This is a genomic window from Acinetobacter sp. AOR18_HL (genome assembly GCF_027855145.1).
GTDB classification, from domain to species: Bacteria; Pseudomonadota; Gammaproteobacteria; order Pseudomonadales; family Moraxellaceae; genus Acinetobacter; species Acinetobacter pittii.
Genome location: NZ_JAKTIG010000005.1, coordinates 1 through 26,498, shown reverse-complemented (window position 1 = coordinate 26,498; position 26,498 = coordinate 1). Strand labels below are relative to the sequence as shown.

Sequence of the window (26,498 nt, the reverse complement as noted above, 5' to 3'; positions counted from 1 at the left end):
TGAAATTTATATAAAACACTCTATAACTTGAACAAAACAAAAGTATTCAGATTATAGAGTGCAATTTAACTTATTGGTTTTATTTGCTATCTAACATCTCTTTTAGAGAATCAACTAATTGCTGAAATTTCGTATAACCTTCTCTACCCAAAAAATGCCCACCATTAGGAACGGTAATGTACGGCGCATCAATTTCTTTCGCCAATTCAATAGTCAGTTTGGGCTGAACCAAATCATCATTATCAGATAAATACACCAGCTTTTTCTTTATGCCCTTAAAGTAATTTGTATCGACTTTACTCTTGGTTATATAACTATTAAGTACAGAAGAATCTGAAATGAAACCAGAGAATCCGGATACTAAAATCATTCCTCCAATATTTTGATAATCATGTCTTTGCAAAAAGTGCAGTAACGTAATCACCCCTAAACTGTGCGCAACAAAATAGGTATTCTCATCCACCTTAGGGATCTGTTGGTCTAAAACCTTTTGCCATGCATCTACATCAGGATTCTCAGAATCTGGAAATGGAATTAAGGTAACGGTTGTATGTTCATTTTCTATTTGATGTTTTAAATCTAGAAACCAATGATCATCGATAGAAGCAGAGTAACCATGAAGCACAAATATTTGACGCATGTTCTTCTCCTGAAGTTCAAGTGTTTTGGCATTTGCAACAAATGACATTAATCCGAATAACACCCATAAAATGAGTTTTCTGATCATTGAACAAGTACCATTTTGAAAGATAAAAACATGCTAAACTATGACACCACTGTTAAGGTCAACCCCATTTTATGAACTTAGCTAAAGTTGCCGAACTCACGAAAGTTAGCCCGCGTATGCTGCGTTATTACGAAAGTTTAGGACTTATACATCCTCATCGAGCAAGTAATAATTATCGAAGCTATACACAAAAAGATATTGAAAATATTAAGAAAATTAAAATATTAAATGATGCGGGCATGCACTTAAAAGACATTCAAGCCTTGCTGCCTTGTTTTGATTTAGATGAACGCGTATTTACGTTGTGCTCAGTGGTTCAAGAAAAACTGCAAACTGAACTGATGCATGTGTCTGAGCAGTTAAACAAACTACAAACTTCTCAAAGTTTATTACAATCTTTTTTAACCAAAGGAAAAGTCGAGAGCACCAAATCATAATATTTGATGCTCATATTTCGCTTATTCTTTTAAATCTCCTTCGAGCGCAGCCACATTTTTTTTCTTAATTTTTTCAATTTTTGCATTTAGCTTTAGAACATCTTGATAAAGCCCGTTAAATTTTTTGACCTGAGCATTTTCATGGAAAAGAATCATCTGATCTTTCTTCTGCCATTCATAGTTTTTTAGAAGCTTAAACATTTCTTCTGCTTTATCTAAAATTTGTAGCTCAATCATAAAAATTGCATGATCTTGATCAGCTTTTTGCTGAGTTCCTAATTTCATTTCAAGGAGTTGTCTCATCTCTGCATCAACAGATAACTCTTGAACCTTTGCTAAGAAAGTTTTATGAATCTTTTCATATTCAGTCTGGTACTGATCTGATGCTTTACGGACATCGGCTAGCATCTTTTCGGTTTCTGCAAATTTTTGTTTTTTATCAAGATCTAAACGGTCCACATTTAAAAAAGTATCCCATTTGGCTGCTTTGAGTTCTCTTAAATATGCATTACGTGCATTAATATTTTGAATCCAATAACTTAAAAGGAATTCTGAAATTTGCTTATAGTGTCCTGCCAAACGCTTATCGTGAATATCGAGCTGGACGGGTTTAGACCAGTCTTGTGCTTGGTCATAAAGCTGATTCATTTTTTCAGTCATGACGACATCAAACATTTGACTACTGTCTTTGGCTTGCTGCTGTTTGATATGCTGATAGGTGAAAAAAATAATGCTTGTGATAACAATCAGACTTGCAATCGCAATCAAAACTCGGCGCATACACACCTCCTATTTCCCTTCTTATAGTTTTGCTCTTTATAGTTATAAAATAGAGCTTATTCTTCTTTATATGCCATTTATTTCACAATACGCAACACTGTATTCGCTACCCAAAGCTTTCAATCCTTGTGCATCATCCCTATTATGATGGGTAATTAAAATTTATGAGATTCTCCCATGCGTGTTGATGTCTGGTCTGATGTAGTTTACCCTTTCTGTTATATCGGCAAAAAACGCCTTGAACATGTAGCTGCGGAAGCAGGTATTGATCTTGAAATTCACTGGCATAGTTTTGAATTAGATCCTGATGCGCCAGCTAAACATGACACTTCAAATACTGAACGTCTAGCTAAAAAATATGGCCGTACCTATGAAGAGATGGAAGAAATGGAGCGCAATATTGCGGCCATGGCTGCTTCTGAAGGTATTGATTTCCAATGGCAAAAGGCGAACTCAGGCAATAGTTTCAATGCACACCGTATTATTCACCTTGCGCAAAGCAAAGGTTTAGGTAATGAAGCTAAAGAAGCTTTTTTCCATGCTTATATGACCGAAGGTCTCGCAATTGGCGAACGTGAAGTTGTAGAAGAAATTGCATCTCGTATTGGTTTAGACAATGCTGAAGTTGAATACGTACTAGATACCAACGAACTATCTGACTTTGTCCGCCATGATGAAAAAATTGCACGTGAGCAGCTTAATGTAACTGGCGTGCCATTTTTTGTATTCGACCAAAGAATCGCTCTTGCTGGCGCTCAACCACGTGAAGTCTTTTTACAAGTTTTGGAAAAAGCACAAATCAAAGCAAATACTGAAGAAGTCGAGCAAGATGATGCAGCTGTTTGTACTGATGAATCATGTGATATTCCACAGAAATAGATCAACACAATTAAAATGTGATCAAATCGTATGTTTTATCACCATTTTAGCAATAGAGCGTTCTAAAAAAAGAACTATCTAATTGCTAAAAATCAGTTTATTATTGCCGCTTAGAATATTCGCGCTGTAATGTTCTGTTTTTTATGTGTTTAATGATCGGAATTTAAAGTTTCCTTGATCTATCATCCCCCTTCACTGGGGGATTTTTTTTGGCTAAAAATAACCGCTACTAGCTTAAACTTTTTCATTTATTTCAAATATGTAAAAAAAGTTAAATTTACTTAACTTTTGTGTCTCCCTCTTGATTTTATTAGAAAAATCAACAAAAGTGGAAACAACAACAAAACATAAAGATAGATATGAAAACATTTCATGTAATGCCATACCGGCAGCTTTTTGCACTTTTAACTATTGGATTTGGTTCAGTATGCATCGCTCATGCAGAGACTGCCTCTTCTTCTACAAACCAACAAGTAGGAAGTACATCATCTGGAGTACAAACCGAAGTTAACTCAGATGAAAATCTGTTAGATCAAATTCCGCGCTGGGTGGACGCGACTCCAACCATTTTTCCAGAGCAGTCTAATCAACCTATTGTTCCACCTACCGAACAAACAGAAGATCAAACCTGGGTTGACCGTAAGCAAAAGAAAATTCGTAATTGGGCCGATCGTACTTCTGAAAAAATTGATAATTGGTTTGGTGAAGTTGATCCACAAAAACCAGCTAGTGCAACTATTCGGGTAATGGTGGATAACTATTGGAATGAATACGACAACTTTGAAATTAAGCCCAGAATTCGCGGTAAAATTAAGCTCCCTACGCTAGAAAAACGTTTAAGCGTGGTATTTGGTGATGATTCTTTAGATGATGAATTTAATAACAGTCCAGCCAATATTAATCAGAATCCGAATCAAGATCCAAATAAAAAATTAGATGGCAAACGAACTCGAGATGACAACAGCTCAATTGCCTTACGTTGGTCAAATTTTTCTAAAAAACTGCCTTTCGAAACCGATGCCGACTTAGGTATTCGTTCTGGGGACGATATTTATGTTCGTTTAAAAGCATCGAGAGATTGGCAACTTCGTAATGATTTTAAGTTTTATGCTGAACAAATTTATCGTTACGGCATAGACAGCGAAAACTACTTACGTACTAATCTTGAACTTACCCATGCTAGACCGAATCAACCGATTTTATCCAATCAGTTCAGCCTAACCTATGCCGATGATCAAGATGACGATCTAGCTTGGGAAAACCGAACATTCCGCGAGCACAGTTTCTTTGCAAACAACCGTTTTAACTATGGTATTTATACTAGCGGTTATTACAACGACAATGACTTACGTTTAAACAGTTGGGGACCCTTTGTTTCATGGCGCCAACCCGTTTTACGTGAATGGTTCTTTGTACAAGGCGATGTAAATTACTTTAATGACCACCGCGAAGACCGTAATCATTTTGTCAGCACCTTCTTACGTTTAGAAGCACTTTTCTAAGCTAGCAAACATCACCTTGGACCTCATCCAAGGTGATAAATAACAAAATACTTTTAAATAAAATTTTAAGCTTAGCCTTCTAAAGTACTGTTCTAATTTTTGTTTTTGATTCCTTATCTTTAAAAATGAATCAATTTTCTTCTCCACTTCAAAATAAATCGACAGTCTTCATTTGTATTTATAGTTTAGGTGTATTAGCTTTACTTCCACATACTCATTTTTTTTATAACTCTTTAAAACACCAACGGTCACGGCGTTATCCCTATTCTTCTACGAGTTTCGCTAAAGTAAAAAGACAATCACTTTCACGCTCACCTTGTGAAGTAGAAGCAAACAATACTTTATCTGATGCTGGTTTAATTCAAGAGCTTATGGCTGTATTTGGAAATGATACGTTATGGAAACGTGCGACTCAACCTGAACAAACGTATAAAGCTTTGGGTAAAAGAAAGAAGAAGAATTCATCAACTCAGGTTTTAGTCACAAATCCACTGAGTGCGAGCTGGGCCACCATTTCAACATGGATGCCTTTTGAAAATGACCTCGATTTAGGCTCAAATTCAGATAGTGATATCTACGTACAATTTTTAGCAAAGAAGAAATGGAATTTGAGACATAACATTAGAATTGATACAGAACAGATCTTTCGTTACGGCTCTACCAGCCGAAACTACACTGAAACCACGCTAAACCTAACGCAAAAAATGCAAGATAACACATTATTTTCTAATAAATTTAATGTGAACAAGAGCGAAAATGAAGATTACAACTGGGGCAATTGGACTTTTCAACAATTTGAGTTTGTGAAAGATAATAGCCTGACTTACGGTATTTATAGCGGTGGCGTATATACTAAAAATGATATTCGACTAAATAGCTGGGGTCCTTATATTTCATGGCGCCAACCGATATGGAGAGATTGGATTTTTATGCAAAATGATCTTAATTTTTTTAACCATATTGATGATGATCCGAAACACCAACTCAGCGTTCAAATAAATCTAGAAGCTAATTTTTAATCATAAATTCCCAAATTGTGGATAACTCTTTCTTTATCCACAAAAAAAAGCCCCTGACAGTTCAGAGGCTTTTTTATATCAAAAAATTATTTCAACAATAAGCTATTAATACGTTTCACATAAGCTGCTGGGTCTTCTGGTAAACCACCTTCTGCAATCACAGCCTGATCAAAAATCACGTTTGCCAAATCATCAAACTGTTCTGAACCTTCAAGTTTTTTCACCAAAGGATGCTCAGGGTTAATTTCTAAAATTGGCTTGATTTCAGGTACAGCTTGCCCCGCTTGTTTAAGCATACGAATAAGTTGAGGAGACAACTCACCCTCACTTGTTACTAAACATGCAGGAGAATCTACCAAACGAGTTGTTACACGTACTTCTTTAGTTTTAGCCTTCAACGAATCACTTAATTTCTCAACCACAGGCTTAAACTGTTCAGCCGCTTGCTCAAGTGCCTTTTTCTCTTCGGCATCTTGCAAATCACCTAAATCAACCGCGCCTTTAGATACATTCTTTAATGGCGTATCGTCAAACTCTTGGACAAAATTCATTGCCCATTCGTCAACACGCTCTGCCATTAATAACACTTCAATACCTTTTTTCTTAAACAACTCAAGCTGCGGCGAGTTTTTCGCTGCTGCTAGACTGTCAGCAGTCACATAATAGATGGCTTTTTGGCCCTCTTTCATACGTGCCTTATAATCAGCAAAAGAAGTCGTTACTTCATCATTTGTTGAAGTCGCATAACGTAATAATTTTAAAATACGTTCACGGTTACCAAAGTCTTCGCCCAAGCCTTCTTTAAGTACTGAACCAAATTCACTGTAGAAAGTCTTGAATTTTTCTTGGTCTTTTTCATCTTCCGATTTAGCCAAACCATCAAGTACAGTTAATACACGGCGTGCATTACCTTCACGAATCGTTTTGACATCACGGCTTTCTTGCAACAACTCACGGCTAACATTAAGCGGCAAATCAGCACTGTCCACTACACCTTGAACAAAGCGTAAATAGTTCGGAATTAAATTATCCGCATCATCCATAATAAAGACGCGTTTTACATATAGTTTAATTCCCGCTTTTGCTTCACGAGTAAAAATGTCATGTGGAGCTTTACTTGGAATATAGAGTAATTGGGTATATTCCGTACTACCTTCAACACGGTTATGTGCCCAAGCCAGTGGTGCTTCAAAGTCATGAGTTAAGTTTTTATAGAACTCAATATATTGCTCTTCAGTCACTTCACTTTTATTACGTGTCCATAAAGCACTTGCCGAGTTAATCGCTTCCCACTCGTCAGTTTTAACCATTTGGCCGCCTTTAGGCTCTTCACCTTCCGCAACCTCTTCTTCTTGCCAAACTTCTTTTTGCATTTCAATTGGCAAGCTAATGTGGTCAGAGTATTTATTAACAATCTGCTTAACTTTATAAGATTCTAAATAATCAAGCGCATCATCACGTAAGTGAAGAATAATGTCGGTACCACGGGAAGTTTTATCAATTTGCTGAACTTCAAACTCACCTGTACCGCCACTAATCCAGCGCACCCCTTCAGATGCATCTAGACCCGCACGGCGTGATTCAACCGTAATCTTGTCTGCAACAATAAAACCTGAATAAAAACCAACACCAAATTGACCAATCAATTGAGCATCTGCTTTTTGATCACCAGTCAATTTTGACATGAAATCTTTAGTGCCTGACTTAGCAATTGTACCTAAGTTATCAATTGCTTCTTGTTGGCTTAAACCAATACCGTTATCAGAAATCGTTAAGGTTTTATCTTCTTTATTTAAGCTGATTCGTACATGTAAGTCTGGATCATTTTCATAATATTCAGGATGATTAATTCCTTCAAAACGTAACTTATCACATGCATCTGATGCATTAGAGATAAGCTCACGTAAGAAAATCTCAGGGTTAGAATAGAGAGAATGCGTCACTAAATGTAAAAGCTGGGCAACTTCTGCTTGGAAACTATAATTTTGTGATGCTTGTTCACTCATAAATCACTCCTTAAATTTTGAAGCTGTTTGTTCTCGAATGCTTTATGAATGGAGTACTTCTAGAATTTTTCAATCCTGAATATTAAAAATTTTTACTCTAATTAAAATGGGCCGTGGCTTAACACCCTATCTTGCAATATCGTATCTAACTGCTTTTGACGTTGTTGGTAAGCTTTGCTAATACAACTTACATTGGCAGCACAAGCATTTCTTTTTTTCAGCCATTGCTGCTGGGTATCTTTCTGGTTATCTCGCCCACCCATAGGTAAAGCATGCAGAACGATTTGATATGTCGTTGCCATTTTTACATCTGCATCATTTAAAGAACGGTTCTTACAAATACTTTTTTCCGTTTTCGTTTTTGCAGCATCGCACGAAAAACTTGCAGCTTGTAAATTTTGAGTAAAAGCAATACCGCTCAAAAGTGCTAAACAAATCGCTAATTTGTTATTCATGTTTTTATTCCCATGCTTGTAATGAATAGAAATTAGTTTAGAAAAAAACTTGCAGAAAATATGTGTAAAACTGTCTGTTTTATGCTTTTTTTAGTGCATATAAAATCCATAAAAAAACCTCACATAAAATATATGTGAGGTGCCTGAGTCTAGGTTTATTATTATATTTTTCTATTTATTATTATGCTTAAAATTTATAGCTATAACCCAAAGTATAAACAAAAGGATTAATATCTAGATCAAACTTGTAGTTAGCAATTGATGGATCAATTGTTACTTCCGGACTAATATCAGCATAACGTACATCTACAAATACACCCCAGTTTTTAGCATCAGCAGGTTGGAAATTAAAACCAACTTGACCTGCCAAACCAAAATCTTCTTTAACCTTTACCGCTGCACCTTCTTCATCCCAAGGAATAAATGCTGTAGCACCAATACCAATATACGGTGTGAAACGTGTAGAGTTTTTAAAATGATATTTTGCAGTAATTGTTGGTGGTAATTGTTTTATACGTGCTGCATTTTTACCATCTAGCAATACATCATGATTAATAGGCGTTGCTAATAATAATTCTGCCGAAAATGGAGACTGACCAAAAAAGTATTCTACCGATGGTGTAAATGCATATTCATGATCTGCTTTTACCACGCCTAAAGGTGTTGTTGTATCTTCAGATGGAGCAATAACACTACCACCAAATTTCACTTGCCAGTTACCAGCAAAAGTAAAAGAAGACATCCCCATTAATGCAATAACCAAAGCTTTTTTGAACACTTTAATATCTCCAACCTTATTTATATTTATAATAAACATTTATTTTAAAACCATGCAATACTCATTATAAAATTATTTTATAGTTTATTTTTAAACTACTGTTTTAAATAAAATTATATATTATCCAACTATTTTAATAGGTTTTTATCCCAACCTCATTAATCAAGATTATTTTATATTACCAACTATTTTAATATACTTTCAAATTCCGAGTATTTTAATATAATTTATTTTAAATACATGTTTTATTTAGACAATAAAAAACCTTCTTAATTTAAATCTAAAGATCATGATTAAGAAGGTTTATACTTTAATATTTTATAAAAACTTTATAAAACCATTGCAGCAATCCAGCCAAAAATTAATAGCGGAATATTAAAGTGAATAAAGGTAGGTACGACTGTATCCCAAATATGATCGTGTTGCCCATCTACGCCTAAACCAGCTGTTGGCCCTAAGGTTGAATCAGAGGCTGGTGAGCCAGCATCACCTAATGCTGCTGCTGTACCAATAAGTGCAATCGTTGCTAATGGTGAGAAACCAAACTGCACGCATAAAGGCACGTAAATAACAGCTAATACAGGAACACTTGAGAAAGATGAACCAATACCAATTGTCACAAATAAGCCAATACAAAGCATTAGGAAAGCAGCAAGCGCGCGGTTATCTCCAATAATCTCGACTACACCATTTACTAGCTGATTAATATCACCAGTATGAGTCATTACTGAGGCGAAACCGGCAGCAGAAATCATGATGAAGCCCACTAAAGCCATCATTCGCATGCCTTGTACAAAGACATCATCTGCATCTTGCCATTTAAAAATTCCGGCGGTAGATAGAACAGCAAAACCGACTAAACCACCCAAAATCATCGAACCTGAATATAGCTGCGCAGCAAGCGTCAAGCCAATTGCGAGCAATGCCATCAAGATCGTTTTCTTTGCAATAACTGGTGCTTGCTCTGCTTCATGCTTTAACTCTTCAGCATCTGCTTTTAAGTCAGCTGTTTCATCCTGGGTTGTTGCGCGAAGAGGTTTATCTAGATCAATCGTGGTCACAGGTGTAATCGCACGATCAGCATAAATTCTTGGTTTACGGTAGCTAATAAATACAGCAACCAAGGTGCCTAACACCATACCTAAAACAGGAATGGCCATGCCAATTGGCATCATTGCCCGATCAACATGTAAGCCGTACGCTGCCCCAATTTTGTTGATATTTCCCATCAGAATCTGTTCAAGGAAAATTGCACCAAATCCAACCGGAAGAAAAATATAAGTACCAACCAAACCTAGCGTAAGTACACAGGCTGCGGCGCGGCGGTCTAATTTTAAATGGTTCATTACCCGTAACAGTGGCGGAACCAGTACAGGAATAAAGGCAATATGAACTGGAATAAGGTTTTGAGAGAAAATAGCAGAAATTAATAAAATACCTAAGAGGAGATACTTCACTTTAGTCTGACGGCTTTTCCCGGCTTCCATTCCCAATAAACCAATCAGCTTATGGGCAAGTAAATCAGGTAAACCAGATTTTGATAGCGCCAGAGCAAATGCCCCTAACACTGCATAGGCAAGTGCAACTTCAGCACCATCGCCAAGACCAGCGTTAAAAGCTTCAACGGTTTGAGAAAGGCTTAAACCTGCTACGAGGCCACCCACAATGGCAGAAACCACTAAAGTCAGTACGACAGAAACGCGCGCCAGTGATAATAAGAACATCACTGCAATCGCAATAACGACAGCATTCATGAATAAGTTCAGAGCAAAACAAAAGGCGATATTCTAGCAGATTCATATCTATGAAGCCGAAAATATCGCCGAATTAACAGTTTTATGCAGTTATTTCACTGTTACGCTTGAGCTTTAATAAACTCACGAATATGAGTTGCTATTTTCTCTGGCTCACTCAGAATGGCCCAGTGATTTGCATTAAGCTCTACATATTCAAATTTTTCAACCCACTTTGGCATGGCCTCAGTAATGTATTCTGGGCTTACAAAAGTATCATATTTTAAAATAACAGCTTTTACTGGGCACTGCGCATAACGTTGACGTGGGTCAGTTAAGCGGGGAATAAAATTGGCACGATATAAATTAATGCCATATTTACCATCAGCATTAATATTATTATTTAAAGGTAAATTACTTTTCCTTTCTAGCTGAGTAAGAACTTTACCCCATTTTTCTGGGCTAAATAGAGACCATACTATGGGTGCTAATAACGGAAGATGGAATGCCCCGATATACCAAGATTTGGTTAATATTTTTAAGATTTGAGCTGGTGAAGATTTAAATTTATCACGTAAAAATAAAGCGGCATGATCAAGACATGGTCCAGAAATAGTGGTGTATGATAATAAACGACCTTTGAACTTAGGCTCGGTGACCGACTCCCAAGACTGAATTGATCCCCAATCATGTGCAGCCATATGGAATTGACGATTTGGTAATAACTCATCAACAACTTCTTGGAGATCTAGAGATAAACGCTCTAAACGATAATCACGTATACGTTTTGGTATAGATGACAAACCAGCTCCACGCACATCGTAAGTAACAATATAGAAGTCATTGATCAAATGCTCAATGATTGATTCCCATACTTCTTGATTGTCTGGATAGCCATGTACTAAAACTAAGGGAGTATTTTTTTCGTCACCCCATGTTTTAGCACAAAGCGTTTGTTGATCACTTGTTGTTACTGTATGAACTTTTGGCTGCATAATCATTTCCTATCTTGTTTTTCAATCGATCATGTCGTTAGTCGGATAGAGCATTGCCATCAATATAAAAAAGATGATACTTATCTAGTATGAATACTGTTGCAATAAAAAAAATTGACTATTATGGCTATTTTAAGAAGACTTCAGAACAATCCTACGATTTCAAAATTTCTATTTAATCACTATCCCCCTTATCGTGGTGCAGGGATTTATATTGAAATCATGAATTTAGAACTTTGCCATGTGCGTGTAAAAATGCCGCTGACTTGGAAAAACCAAAATTTAGTTGGTACACATTTTGGTGGAAGCCTTTATTCAATGGTTGACCCATTTTATATGATGATTCTTATGCATCATCTCGGATCAAAATATATTGTTTGGGACAAAGCTGCCGAAATCAATTTTCTTTCTCCAGGACGCAGTACTGTACATGCAGATATTCGAGTTGATTTAGCTGAAATAGAACAAATTCGTGAACTTGCCGAGAACTATGAACCTGTTTTAAGAACATATCATCTAAACATTTTTGATGAATCTGGGGTAAGAATTGCAGAGGTTCAAAAAACGCTTTATATCAGACGTAAAAAAGCGAAACCTTTTCCTCAATAAAAAATAAGCGCTAAAAGCGCTTATTTTTTTATTTGTTAATTTTTTATCTTTTCTCTTCAATCGCAGCACCAGCACCACCACCGATCGCACCGCCAATTGCAGCACCAGAGTCACCACCAATCAGTGCTTTACCTACGACTGAACCGATACCAGCACCAATCGCACTCTTAGTCGTTGTCTGTTTACTGCCGCCTTGGGTATTAGAGCCTACGCCTGCACCTACCGCTGCGCCTAAGCCTGCACCAATACCTCCACCTACATGGTTACCTAAACCACCACCAAGTGCTCCACCTGCTGCTGCTGCACCAATACGTTGGTCAGATGGGCTCATATTTTGGCAGCCTGTGAACATAAGTGTAGACAACATTAAAGCAGAAACTAATCCAATTGTTTTTTTCATGACCGTTCTCACAATGATCTGTTCTAGAGAAAAGAATAATCCCCTTTTATGAGGAATTTGATCAGATTGTGTTATCCGTCTGTCCTAATCGATTGATATTTTGTAAAGCTCTGCCTTTTATATTTATTAAGCAAAATTTTAATTATAAAAAAGAAGTCTTTAATCACATAAAGACTTCTATAGTTTAACAATTATTAAGGATACTTTTAATACTTCCCTTTCTTCTCTTCATAGGCTGCACCGGCACTACCACCCAATGCTCCACCTGTAGCAGCACCAGCATCGCCACCAATAATTGCTCCACCTAATACAGCGCCGACACCAGCACCAATTGCACTATTACGTACAGTTTTACTGCTAGACCCTTTTGCATTAGCCGCAACACCTGCACCGAGTGCCGCTCCTAGACCTGCACCTATATTACCGCCCACGTGTTTTCCTACTGCACCACCTGCACCACCACCAATAGCAGCTGAACCAATACGTTGACTTTCTGGGCTTGCATTCTGACAACCAACAAACAAAGTTGTAGACATCAGGCCAACACTAACAATCATCATCATTTTTTTCATTAGATTTACTCCAGTCTTCATAAGCAGGTAGCCTAATGTGTTTTTGTGGAGTCTTTATCCCGCTTAAGTAATAAAATAATGGCTCTTTAATATGTTTATGTAATTACAATTTAAAATTGTTATAAATAAATGTATATAAAAAAGGCACCCTAAGGTGCCTTTTTTAGTGCCAGTCTAAACTTAGAATTGTTCAGAGTTTAATGCTTGGCTAAATGCTTGGTCTACTTCGCTGAAGTCATTATGAAGCTCATGCTCTGCAGCTTCTGCTTCTTGACGACGACGCTCTAAGTGATATGCAAGACCAGTACCTGCTGGAATCAAACGACCTACTACAACGTTTTCTTTCAAGCCACGTAAATCATCTTCTTTACCTGTTACAGCCGCTTCAGTTAACACACGAGTTGTTTCCTGGAACGATGCAGCAGAGATGAACGAGTCAGTAGAAAGCGATGCTTTCGTAATACCCATCAATTGACGTTCAAACTTCGCAGGGAACTTGTTCTGAGCCAAGACAGCTTGGTTCTCTTGAACAACGCGGATGTAATCCACTTGCTCGCCTTTAATGAAGCTTGTATCACCGCCATCAGTGATATCAACTTTACGCAACATTTGACGTACGATAACTTCAATGTGCTTATCGTTGATTTTTACACCTTGGAGACGGTAAACGTCTTGAACTTCGTTCACGATGTAGTTAGTTAATGCAACTTCACCTTTCAAACGCAAGATGTCATGTGGGTTTTGTGGACCATCAGAAATAGTCTCACCACGGTTCACATGCTCGCCCTCGAATACGTTGATTTGACGCCATTTTGGAATCAATTCTTCGTAAATCTCAGAACCATCATCAGGAGTAATTACCAAACGGTTTTTACCCTTAGTCTCTTTACCGAAGCTTACAACACCTGATACTTCAGCAAGAATTGCATGCTCTTTTGGCTTACGCGCTTCGAACAAGTCAGCTACACGCGGAAGACCACCGGTAATATCACGAGTACGTGATGTTTCTTGTGGTACACGACCAATAACGTCACCCACACCGATCGTTTCGCCGTCACGGACAGTTACGATTGTATTTTGTGGCAAGAAGTAGAACTGTTCGCCGCCATCTGTTGTATCCAACACGATTGCAGGACGTAAATCCTTACCAGAAGCAGGACGAGCTGTTACAGGCAAGATTTCAACAGTAGTCATACCAGTTGCATCATCAGTTTTCGATGTTGCAGTTACGCCATCAGCGATTTGGCTGAAGCGCGCTTTACCAGCAACTTCTGTTACTAATGGATGTGTATGCGGATCCCAAGTCGCTACGATACCGCCAGCTTCTACAGCTTCACCATCTTTCAACAAGATGCTTGCACCGTACGGAAGTTTATAACGCTCGCGCTCACGACCTAAATCATCGGCAATACCAATTTCACCTGAACGTGAAACTGAAACCAAGTGGCCTTTTGCATGTTGTACAGTTTTCACGTTATGGAAACGTACAGTACCTTTGTTACGTACTTGAACACTGTTCGCAGCAGAAGTTCGGCTCGCAGCACCACCAACGTGGAACGTACGCATCGTTAACTGTGTACCCGGCTCACCGATTGACTGTGCAGCCATTACACCGACTGACTCACCTGGGTTCACCAAGTGACCACGTGCGAGGTCACGACCATAACAACGGGCACAAACACCGAATGTTGATTCACATGCGATTACTGAGCGTACTTTAACTTCATCGACACCAGCTTCTTCAAGCTGAGCTGCGATTTTCTCGTCAATTAACGTACCGCGAGGTAATACAACTTCATCATCAGATGCACGACGTACGTCTTCAGCAGTTACACGACCCAATACGCGGTCACGTAATGGCTCGATGACATCACCACCCTGAATGAATGGAGTCATTACTAAACCACCCGCTGTACCACAGTCAGGTTCAGTAATTACCAAGTCTTGCGCTACGTCTACAAGACGACGAGTCAAATAACCAGAGTTCGCAGTTTTCAATGCTGTATCGGCCAAACCTTTACGCGCACCGTGTGTTGAAATAAAGTACTGAAGTACTGTTAAACCTTCACGGAAGTTCGCTTTAATCGGAGTCTCAATAATCGAGCCATCCGGTTTTGCCATCAAACCACGCATACCAGCAAGCTGACGAATCTGCGCCGCACTACCACGGGCACCCGAGTCAGACATCATATAGATGCTGTTGAATGATTTTTGTTTCTCGTCTTCACCTTGTTTGTTTTTAACAAGTGTATAAGACAAGTTATCCATCATTGCTTTAGCAACTTGGTCGTTTGTACGCGCCCAGATATCGACAACTTTGTTATAACGCTCACCAGCAGTTACGAAACCTTGTTCGAACTGTTGTTCGATTTCACGAACTTCTGTTTCTGCTTTATCAATAATTGTGTGCTTAGTAGGTGGAATGAGCATGTCTTCCATACCTACAGATACACCTGAACGAGTCGCTTGACGGAAGCCCAAGTACATTAATTGATCAGCAAAGATAACTGTATCTTTCAAACCAAGTTTACGGTAGCAAGAGTTGATCAATTTAGAGATGTTCTTTTTAGTCATCTCAAGGTTGATCATGTCAAAGCTCAAGCCTTGTGGAACAATTTCCCAAAGCAAACAACGACCAGGTGTTGTATCAACAATAATAGTTTGGTGTTCACGTTCACCATTTTCATTGATAACAGTTTGGTGTACACGTACTTTAACACGCGCATGGATCGCAACCTGACCAGTAGCAAGTGCACGGTTTACTTCATGAGTATCCGCGAACACCATGCCTTCACCTTTGGCATTTACAGCATCACGTGTGATGTAGTAAAGACCCAAGACAACGTCCTGAGAAGGAACGATGATTGGCTCACCGTTTGCTGGTGACAAGATGTTGTTTGTTGACATCATCAATGCACGAGCTTCTAACTGTGCTTCAAGTGTCAATGGAACGTGTACCGCCATTTGGTCACCATCGAAGTCGGCGTTAAACGCAGCACAAACGAGTGGGTGAAGACGGATTGCCTTACCTTCAATAAGAATAGGTTCAAATGCTTGAAGACCTAAACGGTGAAGTGTTGGCGCACGGTTCAACATTACTGGGTGTTGACGAATTACAGAAGCAAGAACGTCCCAAACTTCCGGAGTTTCACGCTCAACCATTTTCTTCGCAGCTTTAATGGTTGTTGCCTGACCTGAAGCTTGTAATTTCGCGAAAATGAATGGCTTGAATAATTCAAGTGCCATTTTCTTCGGAAGACCACATTGGTGAAGACGTAAAGTAGGACCTACAGTAATTACCGAACGACCAGAATAGTCAACACGCTTACCTAATAAGTTCTGACGGAAACGACCTTGTTTACCTTTGATCATATCTGCCAAAGATTTTAATGGACGTTTGTTAGAACCAGTAATTGCACGACCACGACGACCGTTATCAAGCAATGCATCTACAGATTCTTGTAACATACGTTTTTCGTTACGTACGATGATATCTGGAGCAGCAAGGTCAAGAAGACGCTTCAAACGGTTGTTACGGTTAATGACACGACGGTATAAATCGTTCAAGTCAGAAGTCGCGAAACGACCACCTTCAAGTGGAACTAATGGACGTAAATCAGGTGGAAGTACCGGAAGTACATTCATCACCATCCATTCTGGCTTGTTGTTTGAATCTTTGAATGCTTCCATCAATTTCAAGCGCTTAGACGCTTTTTTCAACTTCGTTTCAGAAGTTGTTTGAGGAATTTCTTCACGTAAACGTGCGATTTCAGCTTCAAGATCGATATCTTTCAACAAGTCCTGAACCGCTTCTGCACCCATTTTCGCAGTGAATTCATCACCGTGTTCTTCAAGTGCATTGAAGTATTCTTCGTCTGTTAAAAGTTGATACTTTTCAAACGGAGTCATACCTGGGTCAGTTACAACGTATGATTCGAAATACAATACACGTTCGATATCACGAAGTGTCATATCTAATAATAAACCGATACGGCTCGGTAACGATTTTAAGAACCAGATATGTGCAACTGGAGAAGCAAGTTCAATGTGACCCATACGTTCACGACGAACTTTCGCTGTAGTTACTTCAACGCCACATTTTTCACAAATGACGCCTTTGTATTTCATACGCTTGTATTTACCACACAAGCATTCGTAATCTTTTACTGGACCAAAAATTTTGGCACAAAACAAACCGTCACGTTCAGGTTTAAAAGTACGGTAGTTAATTGTCTCAGGTTTTTTAACTTCACCATGAGACCATGACTTAATCATTTCTGGTGACGCAAGACCAATACGGATACGGTCAAACTCAATTGGTGCATGACCATCTGAGTCCGTTTTCTTACGCATGATATCGAGCAAGTCTTTCAATTTTTTTCTCCGTGTGTCGGGAAGCAACGCTTACCCGACTGGGTCACAAATATTGTTTTTACCTAAAAAATCGTGAGTCTTACGACTTAATCACCATTTTTCAGTTCAATGTTGATACCTAAAGAACGGATCTCTTTGGTCAATACGTTGAACGATTCAGGCATACCCGGATCCATATAATGGTTACCATCTACAATATTCTTATAGATGCGTGTACGACCTTCAACGTCATCCGACTTAACAGTTAACATCTCTTGGAGAGTATATGCTGCGCCGTAAGCTTCGAGTGCCCAGACCTCCATCTCACCGAAACGCTGACCACCGAATTGTGCTTTACCACCAAGCGGTTGCTGTGTAACAAGAGAGTAAGAACCAGTTGAACGCGCATGCATCTTGTCATCAACCAAGTGGTTCAATTTGAGCATGTACATGTAACCCACAGTTACAGGACGATCAAACTGTTCACCAGTACGGCCATCAAACAATACTGTTTGACCTGTACGAGAGATACCAGCTAACTCAAGCAAGTCTTTAATTTGGCTTTCTTCAGCACCATCGAATACAGGAGTAGCCAAAGGTACACCAGCACGTAAGTTGCCTGAAAGTGCCAAGACTTCAGCATCAGTTAAGCTATCAAGATCTTCTTGCTCACCACCGACTTTGTTATAAATCTTGTCTAAGAATTCACGCAGTTCTAAAACTGTACGCTGTTCTTTCAACATTTTCTCGATTTTATCACCAAGCCCTTTAGCCGCCATACCTAAGTGAGTCTCAAGAATCTGACCCACGTTCATACGAGATGGTACGCCCAACGGGTTCAATACGATATCTACTGGTACACCGTTAGCATCGTGTGGCATGTCTTCAACAGGTAAGATGTTAGATACAACACCCTTGTTACCGTGACGACCAGCCATCTTATCACCAGGCTGAATACGACGTTTAACAGCTAAGTAAACTTTAACAACTTTCAATACGCCAGTTGTTAATTCATCACCTGTTGCAAGCTTACGTTTCTTCTCAGCGAATTTCTCATCAATTTCTGCGCTCTTTTCTTTTAAGAACACTTGAATTTGAGTTAAACGCTCAGCGATTGCTTCATCTGCCGGTTGAATTTCAAGTAAATCAACAAGCTCTAAACCAGATAACACTTCTTCAACGAGTTTGTCACCACGTTTAGTTGAACCACCGCCATTAGACTCTTGGCCTTTAAGCAAACGAATTACACGCTCACGAGCTGCTTCTTCAAAGATCTTGTATTCTTCTTTCAAGTCTTTACGGTAAGCATCAAGTTGTGCTTTTTCGATCGCCAATGCACGGTCATCTTTCTCTAAGCCATCACGAGTGAAGACTTGAACATCGATAACTGTACCTTTTGTACCAGATGGAACACGTAAAGATGAATCTTTAACGTCAGCTGCTTTCTCACCAAAGATTGCACGAAGCAATTTTTCTTCAGGAGTTAACTGAGTTTCACCTTTAGGCGTTACTTTACCAACAAGGATGTCACCTGCTGTAACTTCAGCACCGATATAAACGATACCTGATTCATCAAGTTTAGAAAGTGCAGCTTCACCAACGTTAGGAATATCGGCAGTAATTTCTTCTGCACCTAACTTAGTATCACGCGCTACACAAGATAATTCTTGAATATGAATAGAAGTTAAACGATCTTCTTGAAGTACGCGCTCAGATAATAAGATCGAGTCTTCATAGTTGTAACCATTCCAAGTCATGAACGCAACGCGCATGTTTTGACCAAGCGCAAGCTCACCCATATCTGTAGACGGACCGTCTGCCAAGATATCACCGCGAGCAACTTTGTCGCCCAAATTCACGATAATATTTTGGTTGATACAAGTGTTCTGGTTAGAACGCGTATATTTAATGAGGTTGTAGATATCTACACCCGCCTCACCAGCGATCATTTCATCTTCGTTTACACGAATAACGATACGAGAAGCATCTACGTATTCAATTGCACCACCACGGTTTGCGATCACACACACACCTGAGTCACGTGCAACGTTCGCTTCCATACCTGTACCTACAAGCGGTTTATCCGCACGTAGAGTAGGAACTGCCTGACGTTGCATGTTTGAACCCATAAGCGCACGGTTCGCATCATCGTGTTCAAGGAATGGAATAAGTGATGCAGCAACAGATACGACCTGCTGAGCAGAAACGTCCATATGCGTCACTTTTTCTGGTGGCATACGTACGAATTCACCTTGATGACGAACAGAAACAAACTCTTCTGTTAAGTTGCCATCTTTATCTACTGCAGAATCGGCCTGTGCAATAACAGTACCTACTTCTTCAATCGCAGAAAGGTATTCAACTGCATCGGTTACTCGACCATCTACCACTTTACGGTAAGGTGTTTCCAAGAAACCAAAGTCATTTGCTTTTGCATATACTGAAAGCGAGTTGATCAAACCAATGTTTGGACCTTCCGGCGTTTCAATTGGACATACACGACCATAGTGAGTTTGATGTACGTCACGTACTTCAAAGCCCGCACGTTCACGTGTTAAACCACCAGGCCCAAGCGCTGATACACGACGTTTATGAGTAATCTCAGATAATGGGTTGTTTTGGTCCATGAACTGAGATAATTGGCTTGAACCAAAGAATTCTTTGATTGCAGCAGCAACTGGTTTAGCGTTAATTAGATCTTGTGGAGACAAGTTATCTGTTTCTGCTTGGCTTAAACGTTCTTTAACTGCACGTTCAACACGAACCAAACCAACACGGAATTGGTTTTCAGTCATTTCACCAACAGAACGTACACGACGGTTACCCAAGTGATCGATATCGTCGACTTCACCTTTACCGTTACGGATTTCAACTAATGTACGTAATACATCAATGATATCTTCGTGCGATAAAATACCTTCTACTTCACGTGACTTCTGGTCAGTACCAACTTCGTATGGACGGCCCAAACGACGGTTGAACTTCATACGACCTACTGGAGATAAGTCATAACGCTCAGAAGAGAAGAATAAGTTGTTGAATAAGTTTTCAGCAGCTTCTTTTGTTGGCGGCTCGCCTGGACGCATTACTTTATAAATTTCAACTAATGCTTCTTCACGACCAGCCGTTGTATCTGCACGTAAAGTGTCAGCAACAAACGAACCACGGTCAATATCGTTCGTAAACAAGATATTGAACTGTTTAACACCACCTTCTGCCAACTTCACCATAACTTCATGGCTTAACAAAGTATTCGCAGCAATTACTTCACCATCACGTAAAGTAATGTTTTCAGCAGTGATACGCTCATATAAGTATTCATCAGGAACTGAAAGTTTTGTTAAACCAGCAGCTTCCATTTGACGTACATGACGAGCATTAATACGTTTACCTTGCTCAACAATAACTTTACCGTCATTGTCAGCAATATCAAATTGAGCCATTTCCCCACGTAAACGTTCAGGTACTAGGTCAATCTGGTAACTGCCCATATCAAGATACACAGGTACTTTTTCATAGAACAAGTTCAAGATTTGTTCGTTGTTATAACCTAGTGCACGTAACACAACAGTAGCAAGTAATTTACGACGACGGTCAATACGTACGTAAACTAAGTCTTTCGCATCAAATTCGAAGTCTAACCATGAACCACGGTAAGGAATGATACGTGCTGAATACAACACTTTACCACTTGAGTGGGTTTTACCTTTATCGTGATCAAAGAAAACGCCTGGTGAACGATGTAATTGAGATACGATTACACGCTCAGTACCATTAATGACGAATGTACCGTTTTCAGTCATGAGTGGAATTTCACCCATATAGACTTCTTGTTCTCTTACGTCTTTAATTGATTTAGTTTCGCGATCTTTAATAATCAAACGAATTTTAACGCGCATTGGTGCCGCATAAGTCGAACCACGAAGAATACATTCGCGTACATCGAACTCAGGTTTACCAAGGCTATACTCAACAAATTCTAAAGCAGCATTGCCAGAATAACTTTCGATAGGAAAAACTGAACGAAATGCGGCTTGGAGACCGATATCTTCGCGGTTTTTTGGAGTTTTGCCATCTTGCAAGAATGTTCTGTACGAATCGACCTGAATCGATAGTAAGTACGGTGCATCCATTACTTGGGGCAATTTACCAAAATTCTTACGGATCCGTTTCTTTTCGGTATATGAGTATGCCATCTGGAGTCCTCGGAAAGTAAACCAAGCCCGCCTGCAGAACGGGCTCAGAAGGAATTACGCAGGCCGATATGGCCACCACTGTTTACAAATGCTGCAATTTTTAGTGGTATAAAAACGCTTAACAATATTTTTAAAAAAGAAAAATATTGGTAAACATTTGAAATTACTTGTTTTATTTGAATTTTTCTAAAAAACAAACAAAACTAACAAAAATCGAGCCGATTATTGTAACGCAAAAAGGCTGATGACCCAAGAGCCATCAGCCATTTTATGGAGCCGATTTAAAAACCGACTCCTTTTACAATTACTTAAGTGTAACTGTAGCACCAGCTTCTTCAAGTTTCTTCTTAAGTTCTTCGCCTTCTTCTTTAGAAACGCCTTCTTTAAGAACTTGAGGAGCACCTTCAACTAGGTCTTTAGCTTCTTTAAGACCAAGGCCAGTTGCTTCACGAACTGCTTTAATTACAGCTACTTTGTTAGCACCGAAAGAAGTCAACTCAACGTTGAATTCAGATTGTTCTTCAGCAGCAGCAGCAGCGCCACCAGCTGGAGCAGCAACAGCAACAGCTGCAGCTGAAACGTTAAATTTCTCTTCGAAAGCAGAAATTAATTCAACAAGTTCAAGAACAGTTTTTTCAGCAACTGCGTTTAAGATTTCTTCGTTAGTTAAAGCCATGAGAATAACTCCAAATGGATATTGAATGGTGTGTAAAATTGATTAAGCAGCTTCTGACTCGTTTTTCTCTTTGAGCGCTGTAATAAGGCGACCCAATTTCGAAATAGGAGCTTGAAGGACAGAGGCAAGCATAGTAAGAGCTTTCTCTTGGTTCGGAAGGTTTGCAATTACGCTAACGTCAGCACCTTGATAAACTTTGCCGTCAAATGCAGCAGCTTTTAACTCAAATGCTTTGTTAGTTTTAGCAAAATCTTCGAACAAACGTGCAGCTGCACCCATGTCATCTTCAGAAGTTGAAAAACCTAGAATTGTTGGACCAACAAGGTTGTCGTTCAAGATATTGAATTGAGTATCTTGAAGTGCGCGTTTAGCCAAAGTGTTACGTACAATACGTGTAGAAACACCTAACTTACGAGCTTCAACACGAAGTGTTGTTAATTGCTCTACGCTTAAGCCTTGGTAGTCAGCAACAACGGCTGCAAACGCCTTAGAAGCAACTTCACTTACTTCCGCAACGATCTGTTTTTTGTCTTCAATAAGAAGAGCCATTGTAAAACCTCCTAAGGTGATTTATGTACCCAATGGGCACACTCCCAATTCGTAAGCCTTTCGACTTACACGCGGAGGAGGAACAAATCACACCACCGCGTCTACGCAGGCTGGTTTATTAAGAAAAGTGCTATTCGAAAATGACAACTCTTCGCCTGAGGTCTTTGACGCTGATAAATTCTCATTTATCAATTCAAAGTCCGCCTGACGGGTAAGGGATAAAGCTTCGCTCCACCCAACCAAATAGAAAACATTTCTATTTAAGTTCTGTCCCCAATCAGGACTTTAAAATTCTTTACTAAGTCTAAACTTAGTTAGAAACGTTGTTTACATCAACTGTAAGACCAGGACCCATAGTTGAGCTCAAAGTGATCTTTTTGATGTATACACCTTTAGAAGTTGCAGGTTTTAACTTTTTCAAGTCAGCAACTAAGGTTTCAACGTTTTGACGGATAGCAGCAGCATCAAAGCCTAATTGACCGATCGCAGCATGGATAATACCCGCTTTGTCTACACGGTAACGAGCCTGACCAGATTTAGCGTTTTTAACAGCATTCGCTACGTCAGGAGTTACAGTACCAACTTTAGGGTTTGGCATTAAACCACGTGGACCAAGAATTGTACCGAGCTTACCAACAACACGCATAGCGTCAGGAGCAGCGATTACAACATCAAAGTCAAGATTTCCACCTTGGATGCTTTCAGCAAGGTCATCAAAACCTACAACATCAGCACCAGCTTCTTTAGCAGCTTCTGCTTGCGCGCCTTGAGCAAATACAGCTACACGTACAGTTTTACCAGTACCTGCAGGTAATGTAGTTGCGCCACGAACAACTTGGTCAGATTTACGTGGGTCTACACCAAGATTTACAGCTACATCCAAAGATTCTTTGAACTTTGCAGCAGGTAGGCTGTTAAGAACTTGTACTGCTTCTTCCAAAGTGTAAACTTTGTTTGCTTCAACAGCAGCAGCAATGGCTTTTTGACGTTTAGTTAACTTTGCCATGTCTTATAGCTCCACTTCCAAGCCCATAGAACGTGCAGAACCAGCGATGGTACGAACACGTGCGTCTAAATCAGCACCAGTTAAATCCGGTTCTTTAGTAGTCGCAATTTCTTCTAACTGAGCACGAGTCAACTTACCAACTTTAGTTTTGTTTGGTACAGATGAACCCTTTTGAATACCAGCAGCTTTCTTAAGAAGAATAGAAGCTGGAGGAGTTTTCATGATGAATGTGAACGACTTGTCGTTGTACACAGTAATCACTACAGGAATTGGAAGACCTGGTTCAACTTTTTGTGTAGCAGCATTGAATTCTTTACAGAATGCCATGATGTTTACACCACGTTGACCTAATGCAGGACCAATTGGTGGAGATGGATTTGCTTTACCAGCTGGAACTTGCAGCTTGATATAGCCGTCAATCTTCTTAGCCATTTTAAAATACCTCTGGGTACAAACGCCGCTAGGCTCCCCAATCTTTATCTTTACGCAACACTACTGTTACAACAACAATGCCCGATAAAATCGGGCGCTTTTCAACCAATTGAGATTAAATCGTTTTTTCGACTTGGCGAAACTCGAGTTCAACCTGAGTTGGTCGATTAAATACATTAATCGTCAACGTTAAACGGGACTTATCGTATTGAACTTCTTCCACCACACCTTTAAAGTCTGTGAATGGACCGTCAATAACAAGTAATTCTTCACCTGGCTCAAACATCGTTTTAGGACGTGGCGCTTCACCAGTATTACGTACACGCGCAAGAATCGCATCTGCTTCACGTTGAGTGATTGGTGCTGGTTTTTCAGGTGTACCACCGATAAAACCTAGAACCTTTGGACATTCTTTAACAATATGCCAAGTATCATCATTCATTTCCATTTCGACTAACACATAGCCAGGAAAGAATTTACGTTCAGATTTACGTTTCTTACCATCCTTCATTTCTACCACTTCTTCGGTAGGAACAAGGACATCACCAAAGCTATCGGCAACAGCGCTACGCTGGATTCGTTCTGTAAGTGAACGCATCACTTGTTTTTCATAGCCAGAGTAGGCATGAATAATGTACCAACGTTTCATAGCTCTTTTACCCGATAATCAACTTAATTAACCAACCCAAACCATAGTCAAAGCACCATAAAACCAATGATGCAACAACTACAACCAATAGAACCTGCCACGATGTAGTGACTGTTTCTTGTTTTGTTGGCCAAGTTACTCGACGCAATTCGACTCGTGCATCTTTTAGCAAGCGAACGAAGCCTTTACCTTGATGGGTGGCGTATAATAAACCTAAAGCCACAACGATACAAGCAAAAATTGCCCCAACGCGCACCCAAACATTATTTGCAGGTGCCCAATACGCTGGCAAATGCTGATTCACCATGGTAGCTAAAAGCAACAGTGCTATTGCTATCACCCATAGAACAATATCTAAAGGCGAACCAGAACGAACAACTTCAGCAGAATTATTTCTTTGAGGAATTGGCGCGTCGCTCAATGCGTCACGCGATTTATCATTCGACATTTTTGTACTCGTCGTAGAACTCGCGACTTATTATATGAACAACTAAGCCAGCATCAAGCTTTTTATTTCAAAATATGGCAGGTCAGGAGGGACTCGAACCCCCAACATTCGGTTTTGGAGACCGACGCTCTACCAATTGAACTACTGACCTATAATGCAAGTTGAGAGCCAAAGCCCTCAACCTGAGACGTAATCCGTCACTATAATATGCTTATGCAGTTACTTTCGCAACAACACCAGCACCTACAGTACGACCACCTTCACGGATCGCAAAACGTAGACCTGGGTCCATTGCGATTGGGTGGATTAATTCTACTGACATTTCAACGTTGTCGCCTGGCATAACCATTTCAACGCCGTCTTGTAATTGGATTGCACCAGTTACGTCAGTTGTACGGAAGTAGAACTGTGGACGGTAACCATTTAAGAATGGAGTGTGACGACCACCTTCTTCTTTAGAAAGTACGTATACTTCTGCGTCGAATTTAGTGTGCGGCTTGATTGTACCTGGTTTAGCAAGTACTTGACCACGTTGTACGTCTTCACGCTTAGTACCACGAAGTAAGATACCACAGTTCTCACCTGCACGGCCTTCGTCAAGAAGTTTACGGAACATTTCTACGCCAGTTACAGTTGTTTTAACTGTATCTTTAATACCAACGATCTCTACTTCTTCACCAACTTTAACGATACCAGCTTCTACACGGCCTGTTACTACAGTACCACGACCAGAAATTGAGAATACGTCTTCGATTGGCATTAAGAATGCTTTGTCGATAGCACGTTCTGGTTCTGGGATGTAAGAGTCAAGCGCTTCAACAAGAGCAAGAACTGAAGACTCACCATATTGACCAGCATCGCCTTCCAACGCTTTAAGCGCAGAACCACGGATAACTGGAGTGTCATCACCAGGGAAGTCATAAGTAGAAAGAAGTTCACGAACTTCCATTTCTACTAATTCAAGTAATTCTTCATCATCAACAAGGTCACACTTGTTCAAGAATACGATGATGTAAGGTACACCAACCTGACGAGAAAGAAGGATGTGTTCACGAGTTTGTGGCATTGGACCGTCAGTCGCAGCACACACAAGGATCGCGCCGTCCATCTGAGCAGCACCAGTAATCATGTTTTTAACGTAATCGGCGTGGCCCGGGCAGTCAACGTGCGCGTAGTGACGAATTGGAGAATCGTATTCTACGTGTGAAGTATTAATTGTAATACCACGTGCTTTTTCTTCAGGTGCTGAGTCGATTTGTGAGTAATCTTTCGCTTCACCGCCGTAAGTTTTTGCACA

The 26,498-nt window shown here is 39.7% G+C and carries 23 protein-coding genes and 1 tRNA gene; 5 read left to right on the top strand and 19 right to left on the bottom strand.

What is annotated here, in order from left to right; all coding sequences use genetic code 11:
• Positions 1–79: 79 nt before the first annotated feature.
• On the bottom strand, positions 80–727 hold the full coding sequence (locus tag MKL51_RS00885; RefSeq protein WP_068967831.1) for an RBBP9/YdeN family alpha/beta hydrolase: 648 nt from the start codon (positions 725–727) through the stop codon (positions 80–82).
• Between the two features lie 71 nt (positions 728–798).
• Here MKL51_RS00885 and MKL51_RS00880 point away from each other — a divergent pair, with 71 nt between their 5' ends.
• Positions 799–1,164 (top strand): MerR family transcriptional regulator, encoded by a 366-nt coding sequence (locus MKL51_RS00880; protein WP_032005714.1) that lies wholly within the window; start codon positions 799–801, stop codon positions 1,162–1,164.
• Between the two features lie 21 nt (positions 1,165–1,185).
• On the opposite strand, the gene MKL51_RS00875 is transcribed toward MKL51_RS00880, so the two are convergent.
• A complete protein-coding gene (locus tag MKL51_RS00875; protein ID WP_002114707.1) occupies positions 1,186–1,944 on the bottom strand; it encodes a hypothetical protein in 759 nt (252 codons plus the stop codon).
• Positions 1,945–2,121: 177 nt separating this feature from the next.
• Between MKL51_RS00875 and MKL51_RS00870 the strand changes: the two genes are divergently transcribed.
• From MKL51_RS00870 to MKL51_RS00860, 3 genes are all read left to right on the top strand, one after another.
• Positions 2,122–2,823, top strand: a complete 702-nt coding sequence (locus MKL51_RS00870; RefSeq protein ID WP_057089883.1) for a DsbA family oxidoreductase — start codon at positions 2,122–2,124, stop codon at positions 2,821–2,823.
• A gap of 359 nt (positions 2,824–3,182) precedes the next feature.
• On the top strand, positions 3,183–4,325 hold the full coding sequence (locus MKL51_RS00865; RefSeq protein WP_032005717.1) for a hypothetical protein: 1,143 nt from the start codon (positions 3,183–3,185) through the stop codon (positions 4,323–4,325).
• Positions 4,326–4,450: 125 nt separating this feature from the next.
• Positions 4,451–5,344, top strand: a complete 894-nt coding sequence (locus MKL51_RS00860) for a hypothetical protein (protein ID WP_057089882.1) — start codon at positions 4,451–4,453, stop codon at positions 5,342–5,344.
• 86 nt (positions 5,345–5,430) lie between these two features.
• Here the strand turns inward: MKL51_RS00860 and htpG are convergent, their stop codons facing one another.
• The 5 genes from htpG to MKL51_RS00835 all read right to left on the bottom strand — a co-directional run bounded on the left by htpG (position 5,431) and on the right by MKL51_RS00835 (position 11,317).
• Positions 5,431–7,350, bottom strand: a complete 1,920-nt coding sequence (gene htpG / locus MKL51_RS00855; protein ID WP_032053020.1) for a molecular chaperone HtpG — start codon at positions 7,348–7,350, stop codon at positions 5,431–5,433.
• Positions 7,351–7,451: 101 nt separating this feature from the next.
• Positions 7,452–7,805, bottom strand: a complete 354-nt coding sequence (locus MKL51_RS00850; protein WP_001060531.1) for a lysozyme inhibitor LprI family protein — start codon at positions 7,803–7,805, stop codon at positions 7,452–7,454.
• A 187-nt stretch (positions 7,806–7,992) separates the two neighbouring features.
• Positions 7,993–8,583, bottom strand: coding sequence for an OmpW/AlkL family protein (locus tag MKL51_RS00845; protein ID WP_005065804.1), 591 nt, complete (start codon positions 8,581–8,583; stop codon positions 7,993–7,995).
• A gap of 329 nt (positions 8,584–8,912) precedes the next feature.
• The gene (locus tag MKL51_RS00840; RefSeq protein WP_032005724.1) at positions 8,913–10,337 is read right to left on the bottom strand and encodes a Na+/H+ antiporter family protein; all 1,425 of its coding nucleotides are present in this window, start codon (positions 10,335–10,337) and stop codon (positions 8,913–8,915) included.
• A gap of 101 nt (positions 10,338–10,438) precedes the next feature.
• On the bottom strand, positions 10,439–11,317 hold the full coding sequence (locus tag MKL51_RS00835; RefSeq protein ID WP_081032073.1) for an alpha/beta fold hydrolase: 879 nt from the start codon (positions 11,315–11,317) through the stop codon (positions 10,439–10,441).
• Between the two features lie 117 nt (positions 11,318–11,434).
• On the opposite strand from MKL51_RS00835, the gene MKL51_RS00830 reads away from it, so the two are divergent.
• The gene (locus tag MKL51_RS00830) at positions 11,435–11,920 is read left to right on the top strand and encodes a DUF4442 domain-containing protein (protein ID WP_005079397.1); all 486 of its coding nucleotides are present in this window, start codon (positions 11,435–11,437) and stop codon (positions 11,918–11,920) included.
• 43 nt (positions 11,921–11,963) lie between these two features.
• On the opposite strand, the gene MKL51_RS00825 is transcribed toward MKL51_RS00830, so the two are convergent.
• The 12 genes from MKL51_RS00825 to tuf form a co-directional block, all read right to left on the bottom strand.
• Entirely contained in the window at positions 11,964–12,320 is a 357-nt protein-coding gene (locus MKL51_RS00825; protein WP_002115127.1) for a hypothetical protein, read from the bottom strand.
• Between the two features lie 206 nt (positions 12,321–12,526).
• Positions 12,527–12,892: a hypothetical protein gene (locus MKL51_RS00820; protein ID WP_005065793.1), complete on the bottom strand. Its 366-nt coding sequence runs from the start codon at positions 12,890–12,892 to the stop codon at positions 12,527–12,529.
• 180 nt (positions 12,893–13,072) lie between these two features.
• Positions 13,073–17,266 (bottom strand): DNA-directed RNA polymerase subunit beta', encoded by a 4,194-nt coding sequence (gene rpoC / locus MKL51_RS00815; protein ID WP_002114988.1) that lies wholly within the window; start codon positions 17,264–17,266, stop codon positions 13,073–13,075.
• 86 nt (positions 17,267–17,352) lie between these two features.
• Positions 17,353–21,441: a DNA-directed RNA polymerase subunit beta gene (gene rpoB / locus MKL51_RS00810; protein ID WP_002114857.1), complete on the bottom strand. Its 4,089-nt coding sequence runs from the start codon at positions 21,439–21,441 to the stop codon at positions 17,353–17,355.
• A gap of 304 nt (positions 21,442–21,745) precedes the next feature.
• Positions 21,746–22,117 (bottom strand): 50S ribosomal protein L7/L12, encoded by a 372-nt coding sequence (rplL, locus tag MKL51_RS00805; RefSeq protein ID WP_001229360.1) that lies wholly within the window; start codon positions 22,115–22,117, stop codon positions 21,746–21,748.
• A 42-nt stretch (positions 22,118–22,159) separates the two neighbouring features.
• Positions 22,160–22,666, bottom strand: coding sequence for a 50S ribosomal protein L10 (gene rplJ / locus MKL51_RS00800; RefSeq protein ID WP_002115099.1), 507 nt, complete (start codon positions 22,664–22,666; stop codon positions 22,160–22,162).
• Positions 22,667–22,976: 310 nt separating this feature from the next.
• On the bottom strand, positions 22,977–23,672 hold the full coding sequence (gene rplA / locus MKL51_RS00795) for a 50S ribosomal protein L1 (RefSeq protein WP_005065788.1): 696 nt from the start codon (positions 23,670–23,672) through the stop codon (positions 22,977–22,979).
• A gap of 3 nt (positions 23,673–23,675) precedes the next feature.
• A complete protein-coding gene (gene rplK, locus MKL51_RS00790) occupies positions 23,676–24,104 on the bottom strand; it encodes a 50S ribosomal protein L11 (protein WP_001074682.1) in 429 nt (142 codons plus the stop codon).
• A gap of 115 nt (positions 24,105–24,219) precedes the next feature.
• Positions 24,220–24,753, bottom strand: a complete 534-nt coding sequence (gene nusG / locus MKL51_RS00785; protein WP_002115092.1) for a transcription termination/antitermination protein NusG — start codon at positions 24,751–24,753, stop codon at positions 24,220–24,222.
• 7 nt (positions 24,754–24,760) lie between these two features.
• Positions 24,761–25,201 carry a preprotein translocase subunit SecE gene (secE, locus tag MKL51_RS00780; RefSeq protein WP_002114837.1) on the bottom strand — a complete coding sequence of 147 codons (441 nt, stop codon included), beginning with the start codon at positions 25,199–25,201 and terminating at the stop codon, positions 24,761–24,763.
• A gap of 75 nt (positions 25,202–25,276) precedes the next feature.
• Positions 25,277–25,352, bottom strand: a tRNA-Trp gene (locus MKL51_RS00775).
• A 60-nt stretch (positions 25,353–25,412) separates the two neighbouring features.
• On the bottom strand, positions 25,413–26,498 hold a 1,086-nt coding region (gene tuf / locus MKL51_RS00770; protein ID WP_032063212.1), incomplete at its 5' end, for an elongation factor Tu.